This is a genomic window from Sinomonas gamaensis (genome assembly GCF_005876955.1).
In the GTDB taxonomy this organism is placed as follows: domain Bacteria; phylum Actinomycetota; class Actinomycetes; order Actinomycetales; family Micrococcaceae; genus Sinomonas; species Sinomonas gamaensis.
Genome location: NZ_SSCL01000002.1, coordinates 405694 through 422606, shown reverse-complemented (window position 1 = coordinate 422606; position 16913 = coordinate 405694). Strand labels below are relative to the sequence as shown.

16 protein-coding genes are annotated in these 16913 nt (G+C 68.2%); all 16 read left to right on the top strand.

The genetic code is table 11. From position 1 onward, the window contains the following. The first annotated feature begins 83 nt into the window (after positions 1 to 83). The 16 genes from E5679_RS04440 (at position 84) to E5679_RS04365 (ending at position 16885) form a co-directional block, all read left to right on the top strand. Positions 84 to 1733 carry a UDP-N-acetylmuramoyl-L-alanyl-D-glutamate--2,6-diaminopimelate ligase gene (locus E5679_RS04440; RefSeq protein ID WP_249335947.1) on the top strand — a complete coding sequence of 550 codons (1650 nt, stop codon included), beginning with the start codon at positions 84 to 86 and terminating at the stop codon, positions 1731 to 1733. Continuing rightward, positions 1726 to 3225: a UDP-N-acetylmuramoyl-tripeptide--D-alanyl-D-alanine ligase gene (locus E5679_RS04435; protein ID WP_138413857.1), complete on the top strand. Its 1500-nt coding sequence runs from the start codon at positions 1726 to 1728 to the stop codon at positions 3223 to 3225. The genes E5679_RS04440 and E5679_RS04435 overlap by 8 nt, the downstream gene beginning before the upstream one ends. Next, positions 3222 to 4331 carry a phospho-N-acetylmuramoyl-pentapeptide-transferase gene (mraY, locus tag E5679_RS04430; protein WP_138413856.1) on the top strand — a complete coding sequence of 370 codons (1110 nt, stop codon included), beginning with the start codon at positions 3222 to 3224 and terminating at the stop codon, positions 4329 to 4331. Before E5679_RS04435 ends, mraY begins: the two co-directional genes overlap by 4 nt. Further along, a complete protein-coding gene (gene murD, locus E5679_RS04425) occupies positions 4313 to 5878 on the top strand; it encodes a UDP-N-acetylmuramoyl-L-alanine--D-glutamate ligase (RefSeq protein ID WP_420821037.1) in 1566 nt (521 codons plus the stop codon). Before mraY ends, murD begins: the two co-directional genes overlap by 19 nt. A 3-nt stretch (positions 5879 to 5881) precedes the next feature. Further along, on the top strand, positions 5882 to 7138 hold the full coding sequence (ftsW, locus tag E5679_RS04420) for a putative lipid II flippase FtsW (RefSeq protein ID WP_138413854.1): 1257 nt from the start codon (positions 5882 to 5884) through the stop codon (positions 7136 to 7138). 20 nt (positions 7139 to 7158) lie between these two features. Beyond that, on the top strand, positions 7159 to 8295 hold the full coding sequence (murG, locus tag E5679_RS04415; protein WP_138413853.1) for an undecaprenyldiphospho-muramoylpentapeptide beta-N-acetylglucosaminyltransferase: 1137 nt from the start codon (positions 7159 to 7161) through the stop codon (positions 8293 to 8295). Beyond that, positions 8292 to 9719: a UDP-N-acetylmuramate--L-alanine ligase gene (gene murC, locus E5679_RS04410; protein WP_138413852.1), complete on the top strand. Its 1428-nt coding sequence runs from the start codon at positions 8292 to 8294 to the stop codon at positions 9717 to 9719. The genes murG and murC overlap by 4 nt, the downstream gene beginning before the upstream one ends. Further along, positions 9709 to 10788, top strand: a complete 1080-nt coding sequence (locus E5679_RS04405; RefSeq protein WP_138413851.1) for a cell division protein FtsQ/DivIB — start codon at positions 9709 to 9711, stop codon at positions 10786 to 10788. The genes murC and E5679_RS04405 overlap by 11 nt, the downstream gene beginning before the upstream one ends. 196 nt (positions 10789 to 10984) lie before the next feature. After that, positions 10985 to 12178 (top strand): cell division protein FtsZ, encoded by a 1194-nt coding sequence (ftsZ, locus tag E5679_RS04400; RefSeq protein ID WP_138413850.1) that lies wholly within the window; start codon positions 10985 to 10987, stop codon positions 12176 to 12178. Next, a complete protein-coding gene (locus E5679_RS04395; RefSeq protein WP_249335946.1) occupies positions 12175 to 12915 on the top strand; it encodes a purine nucleoside phosphorylase YfiH/LACC1 family protein in 741 nt (246 codons plus the stop codon). Before ftsZ ends, E5679_RS04395 begins: the two co-directional genes overlap by 4 nt. Next, on the top strand, positions 12908 to 13639 hold the full coding sequence (locus E5679_RS04390) for a YggS family pyridoxal phosphate-dependent enzyme (RefSeq protein WP_138413849.1): 732 nt from the start codon (positions 12908 to 12910) through the stop codon (positions 13637 to 13639). The genes E5679_RS04395 and E5679_RS04390 overlap by 8 nt, the downstream gene beginning before the upstream one ends. 75 nt (positions 13640 to 13714) lie before the next feature. Then, entirely contained in the window at positions 13715 to 14245 is a 531-nt protein-coding gene (locus E5679_RS04385; RefSeq protein WP_138413848.1) for a cell division protein SepF, read from the top strand. A 5-nt stretch (positions 14246 to 14250) separates the two neighbouring features. After that, on the top strand, positions 14251 to 14538 hold the full coding sequence (locus E5679_RS04380) for a YggT family protein (protein ID WP_138413847.1): 288 nt from the start codon (positions 14251 to 14253) through the stop codon (positions 14536 to 14538). A 133-nt stretch (positions 14539 to 14671) separates the two neighbouring features. After that, complete coding sequence (locus E5679_RS04375; protein WP_138413846.1) at positions 14672 to 15298, top strand: DivIVA domain-containing protein; 627 nt, start codon at positions 14672 to 14674, stop codon at positions 15296 to 15298. A 52-nt stretch (positions 15299 to 15350) separates the two neighbouring features. Further along, a complete protein-coding gene (gene lspA / locus E5679_RS04370; RefSeq protein ID WP_138413845.1) occupies positions 15351 to 15965 on the top strand; it encodes a signal peptidase II in 615 nt (204 codons plus the stop codon). Then, complete coding sequence (locus E5679_RS04365; protein WP_138413844.1) at positions 15962 to 16885, top strand: RluA family pseudouridine synthase; 924 nt, start codon at positions 15962 to 15964, stop codon at positions 16883 to 16885. The genes lspA and E5679_RS04365 overlap by 4 nt, the downstream gene beginning before the upstream one ends. Positions 16886 to 16913 lie beyond the last annotated feature (28 nt).

Genomic DNA, 16913 nt, shown 5'->3' with positions numbered 1-16913 from the left:
CATCGGTGAGGCGCTCTGACCGCGGGGAAGGGGCCTGCCCAGCCGCTAGAGTTGGAATCTCCGTCCAAGCAACGAAGGTGAATGTGAGCGAGCACGCTAGTCCCACGGATCAGCAGTCTGCGCCTGAAGCGCAGGCGGCGGCATCCGTCTTCCGTCCACAGCACACCGAGCCCGTCCCTCTCGCCGGCATCGCGGATTTCCTCGGCCTCCCTCACGAAGGCCTCGACGAGGTGTCGGTGACCGGCGTGGCCCTCGATTCCAGGAGTGTGCAGCCGGGCGATCTCTATGTCGGCGTCCCGGGCACAGGCCGGCACGGGGCCTCGTTCGCTGTTCAGGCGGTCGACGCCGGGGCTGCCGCCATCCTGACCGACGACGCCGGGGCGCGCCTCATCGCCGTCGACGACTCGCTCACCGAGGTTCCGGTGCTCGTAGTGCACAACGCGCGCGCCGCCGTCGGTCCGGTCGCCGCACTCGTGTTCCGCAGCCAGCCCATGGACGAAGCCCCCCTTGTGCTCATCGGCGTCACGGGAACCAACGGCAAGACGACGACCACCTACTTCGCCAATGCGCTCCTGGCAGCGCTAGGCCATCGCACCGGGCTGATCGGAACCATCGAGATCGTGGCAGGGGGCGAGGCGATCCCGAGCCGCCTCACGACCCCCGAGTCCGCAGACGTGCACGCTCTTCTCGCACTCATGAGGGAGCGGGGCGTCACGGCGGCATCGATGGAAGTCTCGTCGCACGCGATCGAGTACCGAAGAATCGACGCCGTGCGCTACGACGCGGTCGGATTCACCAATCTGACCCAGGACCATCTGGACCTGCACGGGACGATGGAGGAGTACTTCGCGGCGAAGGCGAAGCTCTTCACGCCGGACCGGGCGGCCCGAGGAGTTGTTGTGGTCGACGACGAGTGGGGTCGCCGTTTGGCGGTGGAGGCTCCCATCCCGGTCTTGACGCTGTCGCTCACCGGTCAGGCGGCCGACTGGGGCCTGACCGCCAGCGCACCATCCGGACTCGGCACTGAGTTCGAGCTCGCTGGCCCCGGGGATTCGGTCCTCCGCCTCCGCACCGGGCTTCCTGGTGCCTTCAATGTGGCCAACGCCGCTCTCGCCGCTCTCTTGGTCCACGCTGCCGGGGAGCCGATCTCGCGCATTCAGGAGGCTGTAGCCGACTCGGACCCCTTCAGCGTCGAGGTTCCGGGCAGGATGCAGCTGATTGGTGAGAGGCCCGCCGCCATCGTCGACTTCGCCCACAACCCCGACGCGCTCGAGCGTGCCCTCGTCGCGGTGCGGCCCACCACGCCCGGCGGGAGGGTCATCCTCGTGTTCGGTGCCACCGGCCAGCGCGACCAGGGCAAGCGCCCGCTCATGGGAGCTGTGGCGGTCCGCGGGGCCGACGTCGTGATCGTGACGGACGATGACCCGCACGACGAGGATGCCGCCGCCATTCGCTCGGAGGTGATGGCGGGCGCCGTCGAGGAGAACGAATCCGGCAAGCTCGGGCGCCGCGTCGAGGAAGTCGCCCCCCGCGCCGCCGCGATCCGCCGCGCCGTCGAACTCGCCCGACCGGACGATGTGGTCCTGGTCGCCGGGCGGGGCCACGAGGTCTTCCAGGAGGTCCACGGCGTCAACCACGCCCTCGACGACCGCGTAGAGCTGCGCACAGCCCTCGCGGCCCGTGGATTCCTCAGCGCCGCGACCGAGCAGATAGAGTCCACAACCGATGATTGAGATCAGCGCGGCCGAGATTGCCCGCATTACCGGCGGACGCCTCGTGGGCGATCCGCAGACTGTTCCCACCCACGTGACCACCGATTCGAGGGAAGCGCGCAGCGGCTCGCTCTACGTCGCCAAGCCCGGGGAGCGGGCGGACGGCCACAGCTTCATCGCTGCCGCCTTTGCGTCCGGGGCCGTCCTCGCGCTGTGCGAGCGCGAGGTGGCGGACGACGACGGGCGCCCCTTTCCGTCCGTCATCGTCCCCGACGCAGTGCTCGCCATGGGCGCGCTCGCGAAGGAGGCCGTGAGCCGCATCCGAGCCGCGCGGGCGTCGAGGCGCGAGGCGACGACCGTCGTCGGGATCACGGGTTCCGCGGGCAAGACCACCACGAAGGACCTGCTCGCCGGCATCTTCCGGTCCACGGAGGAGGGAGCGGCAGCGCCGACCGCCGTCATCGCACCGCAGGGCTCGTACAACGGCGAGGTGGGCGTCCCGCTCACGGTCTTCGCTGCCGACGAGTCAACGCGCTTCTTCGTGATCGAGATGGGTGCGACGGGCATCGGGCACATCGAATACCTGGCCGATATGGTCGTCCCCGATATCGGCGTCGTGCTCGTCGTCGGAACGGCGCACGCCGGGGAGTTCGGTGGCGTCGAGAACATCGCGAAGGCGAAGGGGGAGCTCGTTGAGGCGCTGAATACCAGCGGGACCGCCGTCATCAATCTCGACGACCCGCGCGTGCGTGCCATGGAGGCGCGCACGATCGCCCGCAAGGCCTTCTTCACAGCGGACCCCTCCGGCGCGAGCGAGGCAGCCCAGCGCGGAACAACAGTGGTGGCTTTGAACGCCCAGACCGACGAGGAGGGGCGCCCTGTCTTCGATCTCCAGATCGACGGCGGTGAGCCGCTGCCAGTTCACAGCCGCCTGATCGGGGCGCACCACACATCGAATCTGCTCGCTGCCGCAGCGGCCGCCTATGCCGCCGGTGTGCCAGCCGCAGCCATCGCCGCGTCGCTGAGCGCCCAGGGGCCAGCCAGCCGCTGGCGCATGGAGCGTACCGACCGACCTGACGGCGTGACGGTCATCAACGACGCCTACAACGCCAATCCCGAATCGATGCGGGCTGCCCTGCAGACCCTCGCCGGCCTCGGGCGCGGCCGCCGAACGTGGGCCGTCCTCGGGGCGATGCTCGAGCTGGGCGAGGAGTCCATCCGGGCGCACACGGCCGTGGGGACCCTTGTGGTTCGGCTCAACATCGACCGTCTCGTCGTGGTGGGCCGGGAGGCTCGCCCACTCTACGTCTCCGCCGTGAACGAGGGTTCGTGGGGAGACGAGTGCACGTTCGTGGAGGACGTCGACGCGGCGTTCGAGCTGCTGAGCGCAGAGCTCGCACCCGGCGACATCGTCCTCGTGAAGTCCTCCAACGGGGTGGGCCTGCGGCATCTCGGGGATCGGCTAGCATTGGCGGCGCAGCCGACTGATGCCGCGGGAACGGAGCTCATGTGATCGCACTGCTGATCGGCGCCGGGCTCGCCCTTGTCCTCGCGTTCGTCGGAACGCCCCTGTTCATCCGGCTGCTGGTGCACAAGGGCTACGGGCAGTTCATCCGGGATGACGGCCCCACGAGCCACCACACCAAGCGCGGCACGCCCACCATGGGCGGAGCGGTCTTCGTCCTCGCCACCGTGCTGTCGTATTTCCTGGCCCATTTCGCCATGTGGATCATGAACCCGGAGAGCACGGGGCCCACGATGTCGGCGATCCTCTTGTTGTTCCTCATGGTCGGGATGGGCGTGGTCGGCTTCCTGGACGACTTCATCAAGATCTCCAAACAGCGCAGCCTCGGCCTGAGCGCCCGGGCGAAGCTCATCGGCCAAGGGGCGATCGGCATCGCGTTTGCGCTCCTGGTCCTCCAGTTCCCCGACGAGCATGGGCGCACGCCCGCCTCCACCATGGTCTCGTTCCTCCGTGATATCCCGTGGCTGAACCTCGCCTTCGCCGGAACGGTGCTGGGCGCGATCCTGTTCGTCATCTGGGCGAATTTCCTCGTGACCGCCGCAAGCAACGGTGTCAACCTCACAGATGGCCTCGACGGCCTCGCCGCGGGGGCCTCGATCATGGTCTTCGGGGCCTACACGCTCCTCGGGATCTGGCAGAGCAATCAGCGGTGCGGATCCGCGCGCGTCCCCGGCTCGGTCTGCTACGAGGTGAGGGACCCCCTCGATCTCGCGCTGCTCGCGGCCATCATGAGCGCCGCACTCGTCGGCTTCCTGTGGTGGAACACCTCGCCCGCCAAGATCTTCATGGGAGACACAGGCTCGCTCGCTATCGGCGCTGCCATCGCTGGCTTCGCGATCCTGTCCCGGACGGAGCTCCTCCTCGGGATCCTTGGCGGCCTCTTCGTACTCATCACGCTCTCGGTGATCCTGCAGGTCGGGTTCTTCAAGCTCACCAAGGGGAGACGCCTGTTCAAGATGGCTCCGCTCCAACATCACTTCGAGCTCAAGGGATGGGCCGAAGTCACTGTCGTGGTGCGATTCTGGATCCTTGCCGGCCTCTTCGTCGCGGTCGGCCTGGCGGTCTTCTATGCAGAATGGGTGGCTGGACTGTGATGAGCCGTGGAGAGAGCAGGGGCAAAGCCGGAGTCCAAGAGCGTCTTGCCTCCCTCACGTCGTGGGACGCTGACTGGTCCGGCCTCCGGGTGCTCGTGACCGGGATCGGCGTCTCCGGCTTCGCGGCCGCCGACACCCTCATCGAACTGGGCGCGTGCGTCGTCGTCATCGACGGCTCCGTCACCGAGCGCACCCAAGCCCAGGCCGACACGTTGCGCATCGTCGGCGCGCTCGACGTCCTGCTCGGTCCAGAGGCCGTCCAGTCGCTTCCGCTCATCGACGGCGAGCTGCCCGACCTCGTGGTCACCTCGCCCGGCTGGCGTCCCGATCAGGCCGTCCTGGCTGCCGCTGCCCGCAAGGACATCCCCGTCTGGGGCGACGTGGAGCTCGCATGGCGTGTGCGCACGCGCCGCGGGAAGAAGACGGCGGACTGGCTCGCGGTCACCGGGACGAACGGGAAGACGACGACGGTCGGCATGGCCGAGTCGATGCTCCGGGCCGCTGGCCTGAAGGCCGTCGCGGTCGGCAACGTGGGCAAGCCGGTCCTGGATGCGATCCGTGAGCCCGTCGAGTACGACGTGTTCGTCGTGGAGCTCTCAAGCTTCCAGCTGCATTGGGCCGAGTCCCTTTCGCCGATCGCGTCGGTCGTGCTCAACGTTGCCGAGGACCACGTGGATTGGCACGGCTCGTACGCGAGCTATCTGGCCGACAAGGCGAAGATCTACCACAACACGCAGAAGGCCGCCGTCTACAACGCGGAGCAGATCGAGACCGAACGGATGGTCGAAGAGGCGGACGTCATCGAGGGATGTCGTGCCATCGGCTTCACGACCACGACGCCCGCCATCAGCATGGTGGGAGTCGTCGAAGGCCTGCTCGTGGATCGGGCCTTCATCGCCGAGCGGCGGGACCATGCGGCCGAGCTCGCGTCGATCAAGGACCTCGGCCGGACAGCCCCTCGCCATATGGTGGCCAACGCCCTCGCCGCGGCCGCGCTCGTGAGGGCCTACGGCGTCGAACCTGTTGCGGTCCGCGAGGGCCTGCGCGCCTATCTGCCCGGCGATCACCGGATCCAGTCGGTCGCCACGGTCGACGGCGTCGAGTGGATCAACGATTCCAAGGCGACGAACCCGCACGCGGCGAGTGCCTCGCTCGCCGCGTTTGAATCCGTCGTGTGGATCGCGGGCGGACTGTCCAAGGGCGTCACTTATGACGAGCTCGTCGCCGGTAACTCCAAGCGTCTCAAAGCTGTGGTGCTCATCGGGGTGGACAGCAGCGAGCTTGCAGCAGCGCTCGCGCGACACGCAGCGAATGTGCCGGTGATCCCCGTCGAGGCGGGCCAGACTGGAGAGGACCGCCCCGACGGCGCGTTGATCATGGCTCGGGCTGTCGAGCTCGCGGCCGAGGCCGCGGGAGCCGGGGATACCGTGCTCATGGCTCCGGCTGCGGCGTCGATGGACCAATTCGCGTCCTATGCCCAGCGTGGCGAGGCATTCGTCGATGCGGTCCGGAACCTCGTCGAAGGGCGGGCCCAGAGCAAGGAGTAGGGGATGGCCACAGCGCAGCAGGAGCGGCCCGGAGGGACCGCGCAGTCGCTGTGGCGGCGTCTCGAGGGCCCCGGCCCGCTCGGTTCCGGAGCCGGCTACTACCTCATTCTGGGGGCGACCCTTGCCCTGACCGCCATCGGGATCATGATGGTGTTGTCCGCCTCAAGCGTCGAGAGCATCTCGCTCGGGGATAGTCCGTACAGCGCCGCACTCAAGCAGACGGTTTTCGGCATCATCGGCGTCATCGGCATGTTCATCATCTCCAGGATCAACGTGCGGTGGCTCAAACGGCTGGCCTGGCCGGGCATCGGGGGCACTCTCGTGCTCCTCGTGCTGGTCCAGCTCATGGGAAAACGGGTCCTCGGCAACCGCAACTGGATCGACGTCGCGGGTTTCAGCCTGCAGCCATCGGAGTTCGCAAAACTGCTCCTGGCGCTGTGGATGGCCACGATCCTGACGAAGAAGGCGAACCTGCTGCACAACTGGAAGCACGCCCTCGTGCCCGTGGTGCCCATGGGCCTCGGCGTGGCGGGACTCGTCATCTGGGGCCACGATCTCGGCACGACCCTCGTGATCCTGCTCGTCATGGCCGCCGCGCTGTTCTTCGGTGGGGTCCCTACACGGATCTTCGCGGTCTGCGGTGCCATCATGACGGCCGGCGCGATCGGATTCGCCGTGACGAGCGCCAACCGCATGTGCCGCATCTACGCGTGGGTGGGCCAGACTCCGCCCGAATGCAGCCAGGATGCCGACTTCACCTATCAGGTCCAGAACGGCCTCCAAGGACTCGCCTCGGGCGGCTGGCTCGGTGTGGGCCTCGGTCAGAGCCGGCAGAAATACAACTGGATCCCCGAAGCGCAGAACGACTTCATCTTCTCGGTGCTGGGGGAGGAGCTCGGCCTCTTCGGCACCCTCTTGGTCCTGGCACTGTTCGCGGTCCTCGCGGTGGCGATCTTCCGTGTGGTGATCCGCCAGAAGGAGCTCTTCCCGCGCGTGCTGGCCGGGACGATCATGGCATGGCTCCTCGGGCAGGCAGCTCTCAACATGGCGATGGTCACAGGACTCCTTCCCGTCATCGGCGTGCCTCTGCCGTTCATCTCCTCGGGAGGCTCGGCGCTCGTCAGTTGCCTCTGCGGCGTCGGCGTAGTCTTGTCTTTGGCCCGGGAGGAGATGCGGCCCGCCTCGGCGGGGCGCCCCCGGTGGACAGTGCGCAGGCCAGCCGCCGCGCAGAAGGCGACAAAGCGGAAGGCCAGCACCTAGCAATGCCCATGAGGTCTCCGATGCCCAACGAGGACCCTGTCCGAACGAGCGCGCCCCAGCCCCGCTCCGGCCCCTCCGTCGTCCTCGCAGGAGGGGGCACGGCCGGGCACATCAGCCCCTTGCTGGCGATCGCGCGGGCCGTCGTCCGGCGCGATCCCACATCACGGATCCTCGCGGTCGGCACTGCTTCGGGCATGGAGACCCGCCTCGTGCCGGAGGCGGGGTTCGAGCTCGCTGTCATCGATCGCGTCCCGCTTCCGCGACGCCCGAGTCTTGACCTCCTCCGGCTGCCGAAACGGCTCGCCGCCGCGGTGCGCCAGGCTGAGGCGGTCCTCCATCAGGCGGGGGCTGACGTCGTCGTCGGTGTCGGCGGCTACGTGTGCACTCCGATGTACCTCGCTGCCCGTCGTCGGGGAACGCCGGTCGTGATCCACGAGGCCAACACGCGCGCCGGCCTCGCAAATCGCGTGGGTGCCCTGTTCACCACAAGAGTGGGGACCGCGTTCCCGGAGACCAAGCTGCGCCACGCCCGCGTGGTCGGGATGCCCATGCGCCGCGAGGTCTCGACTCTGGACAGGGCCAAGATGCGGGACGAGTCTCGGCGTTCTCTCGGGCTCGACCCGGAGCTCCCCACCCTGGTGGTGACGGGCGGCTCCTCGGGTGCGTTGAGCATCAACCGCACTCTGGCGGCGTCCCTGCCCGCGCTCGCCTCGGCGGGGATCCAGACCCTGCACATCACCGGGCGCGGCAAGGAAGTCACGCGAGGAGACGGGACCCGACTCGCAGCCCCCGGCTACCATCAGGTCGCCTACGTCGATGGCATGGAGAAGGCCTACGCTGCCGCGGACCTCATCGTGTGCCGCGCGGGCGCGGGAACGGTCTGCGAGGTGGCCGCGGTCGGGCTCCCGGCGGTCTTCGTTCCACTGCCGATCGGCAACGGAGAGCAGGCGCTCAACGCCCGGGCTCTCGTCGAGGCCGGCGCGGCGAAGCTGGTGCGGGACGCCGAGTTCACGCCCGAATGGCTCGAACGCGAGGCCTTGCCGCTTCTGAAGGACCCCCGGAGGCTCGAGGAGATGGGGGAGAAGGCCCGAGCGCACGGGGTGCGCGACGCAGACGAGGCGATGGCGACGATGGTGATGGAGGCGGCAACGGCGTGAGCGGTCAGGGACAGGCGGTCGGCACGGCTCTCGCTGAGCTCGGACGCGTCCACTTCGTCGGGGTGGGCGGCGTGGGGATGTCGGCGGTGGCACGGGTCATGGTCGCCCGGGGCGTGCCCGTCAGCGGCTCAGATGCCAAGGACCTTCCGGTCATGCGTGACCTTGCTGCGCTCGGCGCGCGAATTGCCGTCGGCTACGACGCCGCTCACGTGGGGGACGCGAACACGGTCGTCGTGGGGTCCGCGATCCGGTCCGACAATCCCGAGGTCGGCGAAGCCCGCGCTCGTGGCCTGCGGATCCTCCACCGCTCGCAGGGGCTCGCCGCGGCCATGGCCGGGAACCGAGTCCTCGCCGTCGCTGGGACCCACGGCAAGACGACCACGACGTCGATGGCCACCTGGATGCTGCGCGGTGCGGGGCTGGACCCGAGCTTCGCGATCGGGGCCAACGTGCCGGCCCTCGGAGTCAACGCCGCCCACGGGACCACGGACGTGTTCGTGGCCGAGGCCGATGAGTCGGACGGCTCCTTCCTCAACTACCGCCCGCTCGTCGAGGTCATCACGAACGTCGAGGCGGATCACCTGGACCATTACGGCACCGCAGAGGCAGTCCACGCCGCCTTCGACGACTTCGCGGGGCTCCTTCCCGACGAGGGGCTGCTGGTCGCGTGTGCAGACGACGACGGCGCGCGCGGAGTTGCGGAGCGGAGGCGTTCGACGGCGGGCGGCACCGGACCGCGCGTCATCCTCTACGGCACGGCAGACGATGCGGACGTGCGTCTTGCGTCCGACTCCGGCGGAACCTTCCTCGCCTGGGACGACCGACGCTTCGAGCTTCCTCTCGCAGTGCCCGGCCTTCACAACGCCCGCAACGCGGCGGGCGCCTTCGCTGCGGTCGTTCTCGGTCTCGGCGTGGACCCGGAGCGTGCCGCGGCCGCTCTCGCGACGTTCAGCGGCGCCGCGCGCCGCTTCGAATTCAAGGGCGAGGTGGGTGGGGTCCGCGTGTACGACGACTACGCGCATCACCCCACCGAGGTTCGGGCCGCCCTCGCTGCCGCGCGAAGTGTCGCGGGGCCGGGGCGCGTGCACGTGCTCTTCCAGCCGCACCTCTTCTCGCGCACCCGCGAGTTCTCTGCAGAGTTCGCTGAGGCGCTCTCCGCCGCGGACAGCGTGCGCGTCCTCGACATCTATCCCGCCCGTGAGGATCCCATCCCCGGGGTGACGAGCGAGCTCATCACCACGGCCCTTCCTCCCGGGGCGTACGCGCCATCGCCCGTCGACGCCGTCCGGGCGATCGCCTCGGATGCCGCTGCCGGCGACATCGTGATCACGGTCGGGGCGGGCGATGTGACAGCTCAGGGGCCGGCCATTCTCGAGGCGCTTCGTGAGCGCGAGGTGGGCGGGGAGGGACGCCATGTCACCTAGCCCGAGGAAGCCGAGGGTCCCGCGCGTCGCTTCGCCGCCGTCCTCTCAGTCGTCCTCTCAGCCGCCGTCGTCGCGCCTCGACCTCGACGAGGTCGCTGACGACTTGGGCGAGCGCCGGCAGCTGGGGCACTCGGCGAAAGTCACGGTCCTTCGTCCCGTGAACGAGCCCGAGACTTCGCCGGCGAATCCTTCTGGGACGGCGGGTGCGTCCCATGAGCCTGCACCCGCGAAAGAACGTGCATCGGAGAACAGGAAGCCGAAGCCTGAGAGAAAGCTCTTCCCAAGCAGGAGAAGCGTCGCGCTGACGAAGGCCGGCTCGCCTGGGCCGGGAGGCGCGGCCGAGGTCGTTGCGTTCCCCGTTCCGCGGGCGAAGCGCCTCCGTCGGCGGGCCGTGCTCGTGGCGGGGTCCGTCGTCGGCCTCGTTGCGGGGCTCATGGCCGTTCTCGTGTTCACCCCGGTGCTCGCCGTCCGGACCATCGCGGTGGACGGCACCAAGATGCTTACGCCCGCGCAGGTGCAGGCGGCGCTTGCACCGCTCGTGGGGCGACCGCTGCCGCAGGTCGGGCCGGACGACGTCAGCCGTCTCGTGCTGCCGATCGTCCAGGTGAAGTCCGTCCGGACTCAGGCGGTGCCGCCCAACACCCTTCATGTGACGGTCGTCGAGCGCGTCCCCGTGGCGCTCGTGAAGCAGGGAGATGCCTTCTCTGTCGTGGACGGCGACGGTGTGCAGATCGCGACCGCCAAGGACCAGTCGGCCTTTCCCGTGCCGGTCATCGATCCTCAAGGGGCTCATATGTCTCACGAGACGTTCCTCGCCGTGACGGGTGTGCTCTCGGCCCTTCCGGCGGAGGTCCTCGGCCAGATGGCGACGGCCTCGGCGGACTCGGTCGATTCGGTCCAGCTCAAGCTCTCGGACGGGAAGACTGTGGTGTGGGGCAACTCGCAGGATCGCGACCTCAAGGCCAAGGTGCTCCAAGCGCTCATGAAGAACGCCGAGAACAGCGTGAAGGGGCAGGCGCCCGTGAACATCTTCGACGTCAGCGTCCCGCGGCATCCGGTCACGCGGTGAGGCGCGAGCGTCATTCTGCGCGATGGCACCGCAATGCGCGCGACACGCCCGCAGGGTCGTTGCACGGGCGAATCACGCCAAATACCGTCTTCACAAGAGCTAGTTGACATAACTATAACCTTCCACCTGAGGGTTAAGGTTGTGGGCTTCGAGCCTCTTGCAGACCCAGCAGGCTTTCGAACAAGGGACACTCAACGTGGCAGCACCGCAGAACTACTTGGCCGTCATCAAGGTCGTCGGCATTGGCGGCGGTGGCGTGAACGCAGTCAACCGCATGATCGAAGTCGGTCTGCGAGGTGTGGAGTTCATCGCCATCAACACTGACGCCCAGGCGCTGCTCATGAGCGACGCGGACGTCAAGCTCGACGTCGGGCGCGAGCTCACCCGTGGACTCGGTGCCGGAGCAAACCCGGAGGTGGGCCGTCAGGCTGCCGAGGATCACGCGGACGAGATCGAGGAGGTCCTTCGCGGGGCTGACATGGTCTTCGTCACTGCCGGCGAGGGCGGTGGAACGGGCACTGGCGGTGCGCCCGTCGTCGCTCGCATCGCCCGTTCCCTTGGCGCGCTGACCATCGGCGTGGTGACGCGCCCGTTCACGTTCGAGGGCCGCCGGCGTGCCACCTCGGCCGAGAACGGGATCGAGGCCCTCCGTGACGAGGTCGACACGCTCATCGTCATCCCCAACGATCGCCTGCTCTCGATCAGCGACCGCAATGTGTCGGTGCTCGACGCGTTCCGCTCCGCCGACCAGGTCCTCCTTTCCGGTGTCCAGGGAATCACGGACCTCATCACGACCCCGGGCCTCATCAACCTCGACTTCGCCGACGTCAAGTCCGTGATGCAGGGCGCTGGTTCCGCCCTCATGGGCATCGGCTCGGCACGCGGCGAGGACCGTGCGGTCAAGGCCGCCGAGCTGGCCATCGCGTCACCGCTGCTGGAGGCGTCGATCGACGGCGCGCACGGGGTGCTCCTCTCGATCCAGGGTGGCAGCGACCTCGGCCTTTTCGAGATCAACGAGGCGGCCCGGCTCGTCCAGGAAGTCGCTCACCCCGAGGCGAACATCATCTTCGGCGCCGTGATCGACGACGCCCTCGGCGACGAGGCGCGGGTGACGGTCATTGCCGCTGGCTTCGATGACGTCAAGGCGACCTCGCCGTCCCTTGAAGACACGAAGGCCAAGCAGGCGACTCCGCCAGCGCCCGCCACGCCCCCGGCGTCCGCGGCGCGGCCCGTTGCCCAGCCGGCCGCCGGTCACAGCGGCCTGAGCCAGTGGAACCAGCCGCACCCTGCGACCGCCGACTCGGGCTTCGACGTCGAGCTTCCCGCCGTCGTCGAACACGATCTCACCGGCTCGCGCGACGATCTTGACGTGCCCGACTTCCTCAAGTGACCTCCGGCATCCACACGCCGCGTTCTGACCGCAGGCTCACGGCGGACCTCTTCTGGTGGCGCCGGGACATCCGTCCCGGCGTCACTGGCGCGTTCACGCAGGTCTCCGCCGGAAACCTTGCCTTCCATGTGGGCTCGGACGACGACGGCGTGCGCCGGCATCGCTCGGCCCTCGCCGAGGCGGCGGGCGTCGACCGGGTCCAGTACATGGAACAGGTCCACGGCTCGACGGCTGTGTGGGCCGAAGACGCAGGCAATGCGCCGGTCGCAGATGCCCTGCTATCGCGCGGCGCACCAGTTGCCGTCATGGTGGCAGACTGCGTCCCCATCCTTCTGGCGGGACGATTCGAGGACGGTCGCCCCGCCCTCGCAGCGGTCCACGCGGGCCGCGTGGGGCTCGCCGCCGGCGTGGTGTCGACCGCCGTCGCCGCCCTCCGCGAGGCTGGCGGGCAGGAGCTCGAAGCGTGGATTGGGCCGAGCATTTGCGGCCGCTGCTACGAAGTTCCTGCAGAGCTGAGGGCACAGGTCGAGGAGCTCGTTCCAGGAACGGCGGCGACGACGGCGTGGGGAACTCCGGCGCTCGACCTGCCGGCGGGCGTCTCCCGCCAGCTCGGGGAAGCCGCGGTTCCCGTGCACACTGAGGCCGCAGCCTGCACGTTCGAGGACACTCGCTTCTTCTCCCATCGACGCGCTCCGGGGGAGGGCCGGTTTGTCGGCCTGGTGTGGGCGCATGCCTGAGTCGGACGCTTTCCTCGCGCGCCGCCGCGACCAGTTGTCAGCCAATCTCGAGCGGGTCAGGACGCGGATTGCCGCGGCCGCCCGGGCAGCGGGACGGACTGACCTCCCCGAGCTCATTGTGGTGACGAAGTTCCACCCGGCCGGCGACGTCCGGCTGCTCGCCGAGCTGGGCGTGACGGACGTCGGTGAGAATCGCGACCAGGAAGCCTCGGCGAAGGCCGCGGAACTGGCTGACCTGAGCCTCACGTGGCATTTCATCGGCCAGCTCCAGACCAACAAGGCCAAGAGCGTGGTCCGGTACGCCGCTGCGGTCCATTCGGTTGACCGTGCGTCGCTCGTTTCAGCGTTGGCCAAGGCCGTCGAGGCCGACTCCACTCGGGACGGCCGCCCGCTCGACTGCCTCATCCAAGTGAATCTCGCTGTCCACGCGACGACCGGCCGCGGGGGAGCCCTGCCGGCAGAAGTCGCCTCGCTTGCCGAGCTCGTGGCGTCCTCACACAGTCTGCGCCTCGCAGGCCTCATGGCAGTGGCGCCGCTCGGCGAGGATCCCGGCCCGGCCTTCGCTCGGCTCGCCGAATGCGCACAGCAACTGCGGAATAGCCATCCGCGTGCGACCATGGTGTCGGCGGGCATGAGCCAAGATCTTGAACAGGCGGTTGCGGCCGGTGCGACACACGTACGGATCGGTACCGATGTGCTCGGTCCGAGGCCACGTGTGCTGTAGCTTCGGAACAGTCGGGACCATCAGGGCCGGGACCCGGTGCACGAGGACCGCGCGGCCCGAGTACAGGAGTCGAGCATGGCCGGAGTTATGCGCAAGACCATGGTTTACCTCGGCCTCGCGGACAGCGATGAGCAGTTCGAGGCCGAAGCCGAGCACGCCCGCCCGGAACACGTACGTACGGAAGAGGACAAGCCGGTGCAGACCGAGCGTGAAGAACGACGTCAGGCACTGGTGACCCGCGAGCCTGCAGCTGCCGAGGTAGAGGAGTACCGCGCCCCCGTGACGCCCATCAAGCGAGCGGCCGCCGTGCGCGATGACGCCGGCCTGCGCCAGATCACCACCGTTCACCCTCGGTCCTACAATGACGCGAAGGTCATCGGCGAGAGCTTCCGCGAAGGCATCCCCGTCATCATGAACGTGACGGACATGGGCGAGGCTGATGCGAAGCGGCTCGTGGACTTCTCCGCAGGACTCGTCTTCGGCCTGCACGGAAGCATCGAGCGCGTCACCAACAAGGTGTTCCTCCTGACTCCTTCGAGCATTGAGGTGCTCGGCGAGGACAAGAAGGTCAGCGACGGGCAGACCGCCTTCTTCAACCAGAGCTGAGCACCGTGAGCATTCTGTGGGTCGTCGTCTATCTGCTTCTCGAGCTCTTCTTCGTTGCGCTCTTGGGGCGGCTCGTCTATGACTGGGTCCAGTCGTTCGCGCGCTCGTGGCGACCACGCGGAGTGTCTCTGATCGCGGCGAGTGCGATCTATTCGGTGACCGACCCGCCGATGCGGCTCTCCAGGAGGCTTTTCCGTCCGGTCCGGCTCGGCGGACTGAGTCTCGATCTGGGCTTTATCGTCTTGGCCATCGCCGTCAGCATCGCTATGGCAATCGTCAGGAATCTCGCGTAGGTTCTAGAAAAGGTCCCGGTGCTCCCCCCAGACGGCGCGAATGCCGTGCAAGTGGAGCAACCGGGCGCACGTCAGTTACGGTAGTCAAGGTGGCGATAGGCCCCTGACTGACTAGATCAAATGAGGTGAGCAGATGGCTCTGACGCCAGAAGATGTCGTCAACAAGCGGTTTCAGCCGACGAAGTTCCGAGAGGGCTACGACCAGGACGAGGTTGATGACTTTCTTGACGAGATCGTCATTGAGCTTCGCCGCCTGAACCAGGAGAACGACGAGCTCCGGAAGAAGGTCGCCGAGCTCACCTCCAAGGGCCCCGGCGCCCCTGCTGAGAAGCCGGCCGCCGCGCCGGAGCCGAAGCCGGCCGAGGTCGTCAAGCCCGAGCCTCCGCAGCCGGCACCCGCCGCGGTGCCCGCACAGGGCTCGGTCACGCAGACCGCGGAGTCGGCGGCCGGGCTGCTGGCGATGGCGCAGCAAATGCACGACAAGCACGTGCAGGACGGCATCGAGCAGCGCGACAAGATCATCGCGGAAGCTCAGATCGAGGCGAGCAGCCTTGTGAACGAGGCCCAGGAGAAGTCTCGCAAGACGCTCGGTGCCCTTGAGCAGCAGCGATCGGTGCTCGAGCGCAAGGTGGAGCAGCTCCGCGGCTTCGAGCGGGACTACCGCGCTCGCCTCAAGGCCTACATCGAGGGTCAGCTCCGCGATCTGGACGCCCGCGGTTCCGTGGTCTCGAGCGAGATCCCCGACAACGCCGAGGTCTGACAACGCAGTTTCCGAGCCGGCGGTCGTGCGTGGCGCGACCGCCGGCTTCGGCATGCCAACGGAAAGCACCATGGACAATTCATCGCCCGTGACTCCGCCTCGAGGCGAGGCCTCGCCGTCGTCCGGACGAAGCCGGCCATCCGGCCGCGCCATAGCTGTGTTGGCGCTGCTGGCCGTGGTCGCGTACGCGACCGATCAGCTCACCAAGCTCTGGGTGACCAGCACGATGTTGGAAGGCGAGCGGATCCCCGTGCTTCCGCCACTCCTCCATTGGTACTTCATCCGCAATTCGGGAGCAGCGTTCTCGATCGGAGAGAACGTGACGTGGGTCTTCACCATCGTGATGACGGTGGTGTCCCTGGCTATCTTGGTCTACGCCCGACGCGTCCATTCGCTCGGGTGGGCCATAGCGCTCGGGCTCGTGCTGGGCGGGGCCCTCGGCAACCTCACGGACCGGCTTTTCCGGGAGCCATCGTTCGGCATGGGCCATGTGGTCGATTTCATCCAGCTGCCGAACTTCGCGATCTTCAACGTGGCCGATTCCGCGGTGGTGAGCGGCGTTGTCCTGATTTGCCTGCTCACGGTGCTCGGCATCGGCGCCGACGGCCTCCGCCATGGTGGACGCCGCCCGTCACGGGACGGCGAGGATAAGGGCTTCGAAGGGTGACTGACCGGCACCCCGTCCCCGAGGAGTTGGCCGGTTCGCGGGCGGACGCGGGCCTTGCTGCTCTGCTGGGCGTCTCGAGGTCGGCAGCTGCCCAGCTCCTGGCCGGAGGCCATGTCACGGTGCAGGGGAAGCCCGTGGCAAAGTCGGACCGGCTCGCGCATGGCAGCGTCGTCGAAATCGATGCGCCCGAGCGGCGCGATCCGTTGGAAGTGGTGGTGGAGCACGTGGACGGCCTAGAGATTCTCCTCGACGACGAGGATTTCGTCGTCGTGGACAAGCCGGTCGGTGTCGCCGCTCACCCCTCCCCGGGCTGGGTGGGGCCCACTGTGGTGGGAGGCCTGGCCGCCGATGGCTTTCGTATCTCCACCTCCGGTGCTCCTGAGCGCGCCGGCATCGTCCACCGCTTGGACGTGGGAACGTCGGGCGCCATGGTTGTGGCCAAGACCGAGCACGCCTACACGGTGCTCAAGCGCGCCTTCAAGGAGCGGACCGTGGACAAGGTGTACCACGCCGTGGTCCAGGGCCTCCCGGATCCGCTCGAGGGAACGATCGATGCTCCGATCGGGCGACACCCGGGCTACGACTGGCGATTTGCGGTGATCGAGGACGGACGGCCTTCGGTGACCCATTACGAGGTGCTCGAGGCCTTCGGTCGGGCCAGCCTCGTCGAGATCCACCTCGAAACTGGGCGCACGCACCAGATCCGGGTCCATTTCTCGGCGCTCCATCATCCCTGCGCGGGCGACCTCACATACGGCGCGGATCCGCGGCTCGCGGCGGAGCTGGGCTTGACCCGGCAGTGGCTCCACGCCCGCCGGCTGGGCTTCGACCATCCCCGGAGTGGGGAGTGGGTGCAGGTCACCAGTCCCTACCCGGGAGATCTGCAGTACGCGATCGACACGCTGCGCGGCGACCGGTGAGCGGTCAGCTCGGAGCCTAGACTGGACC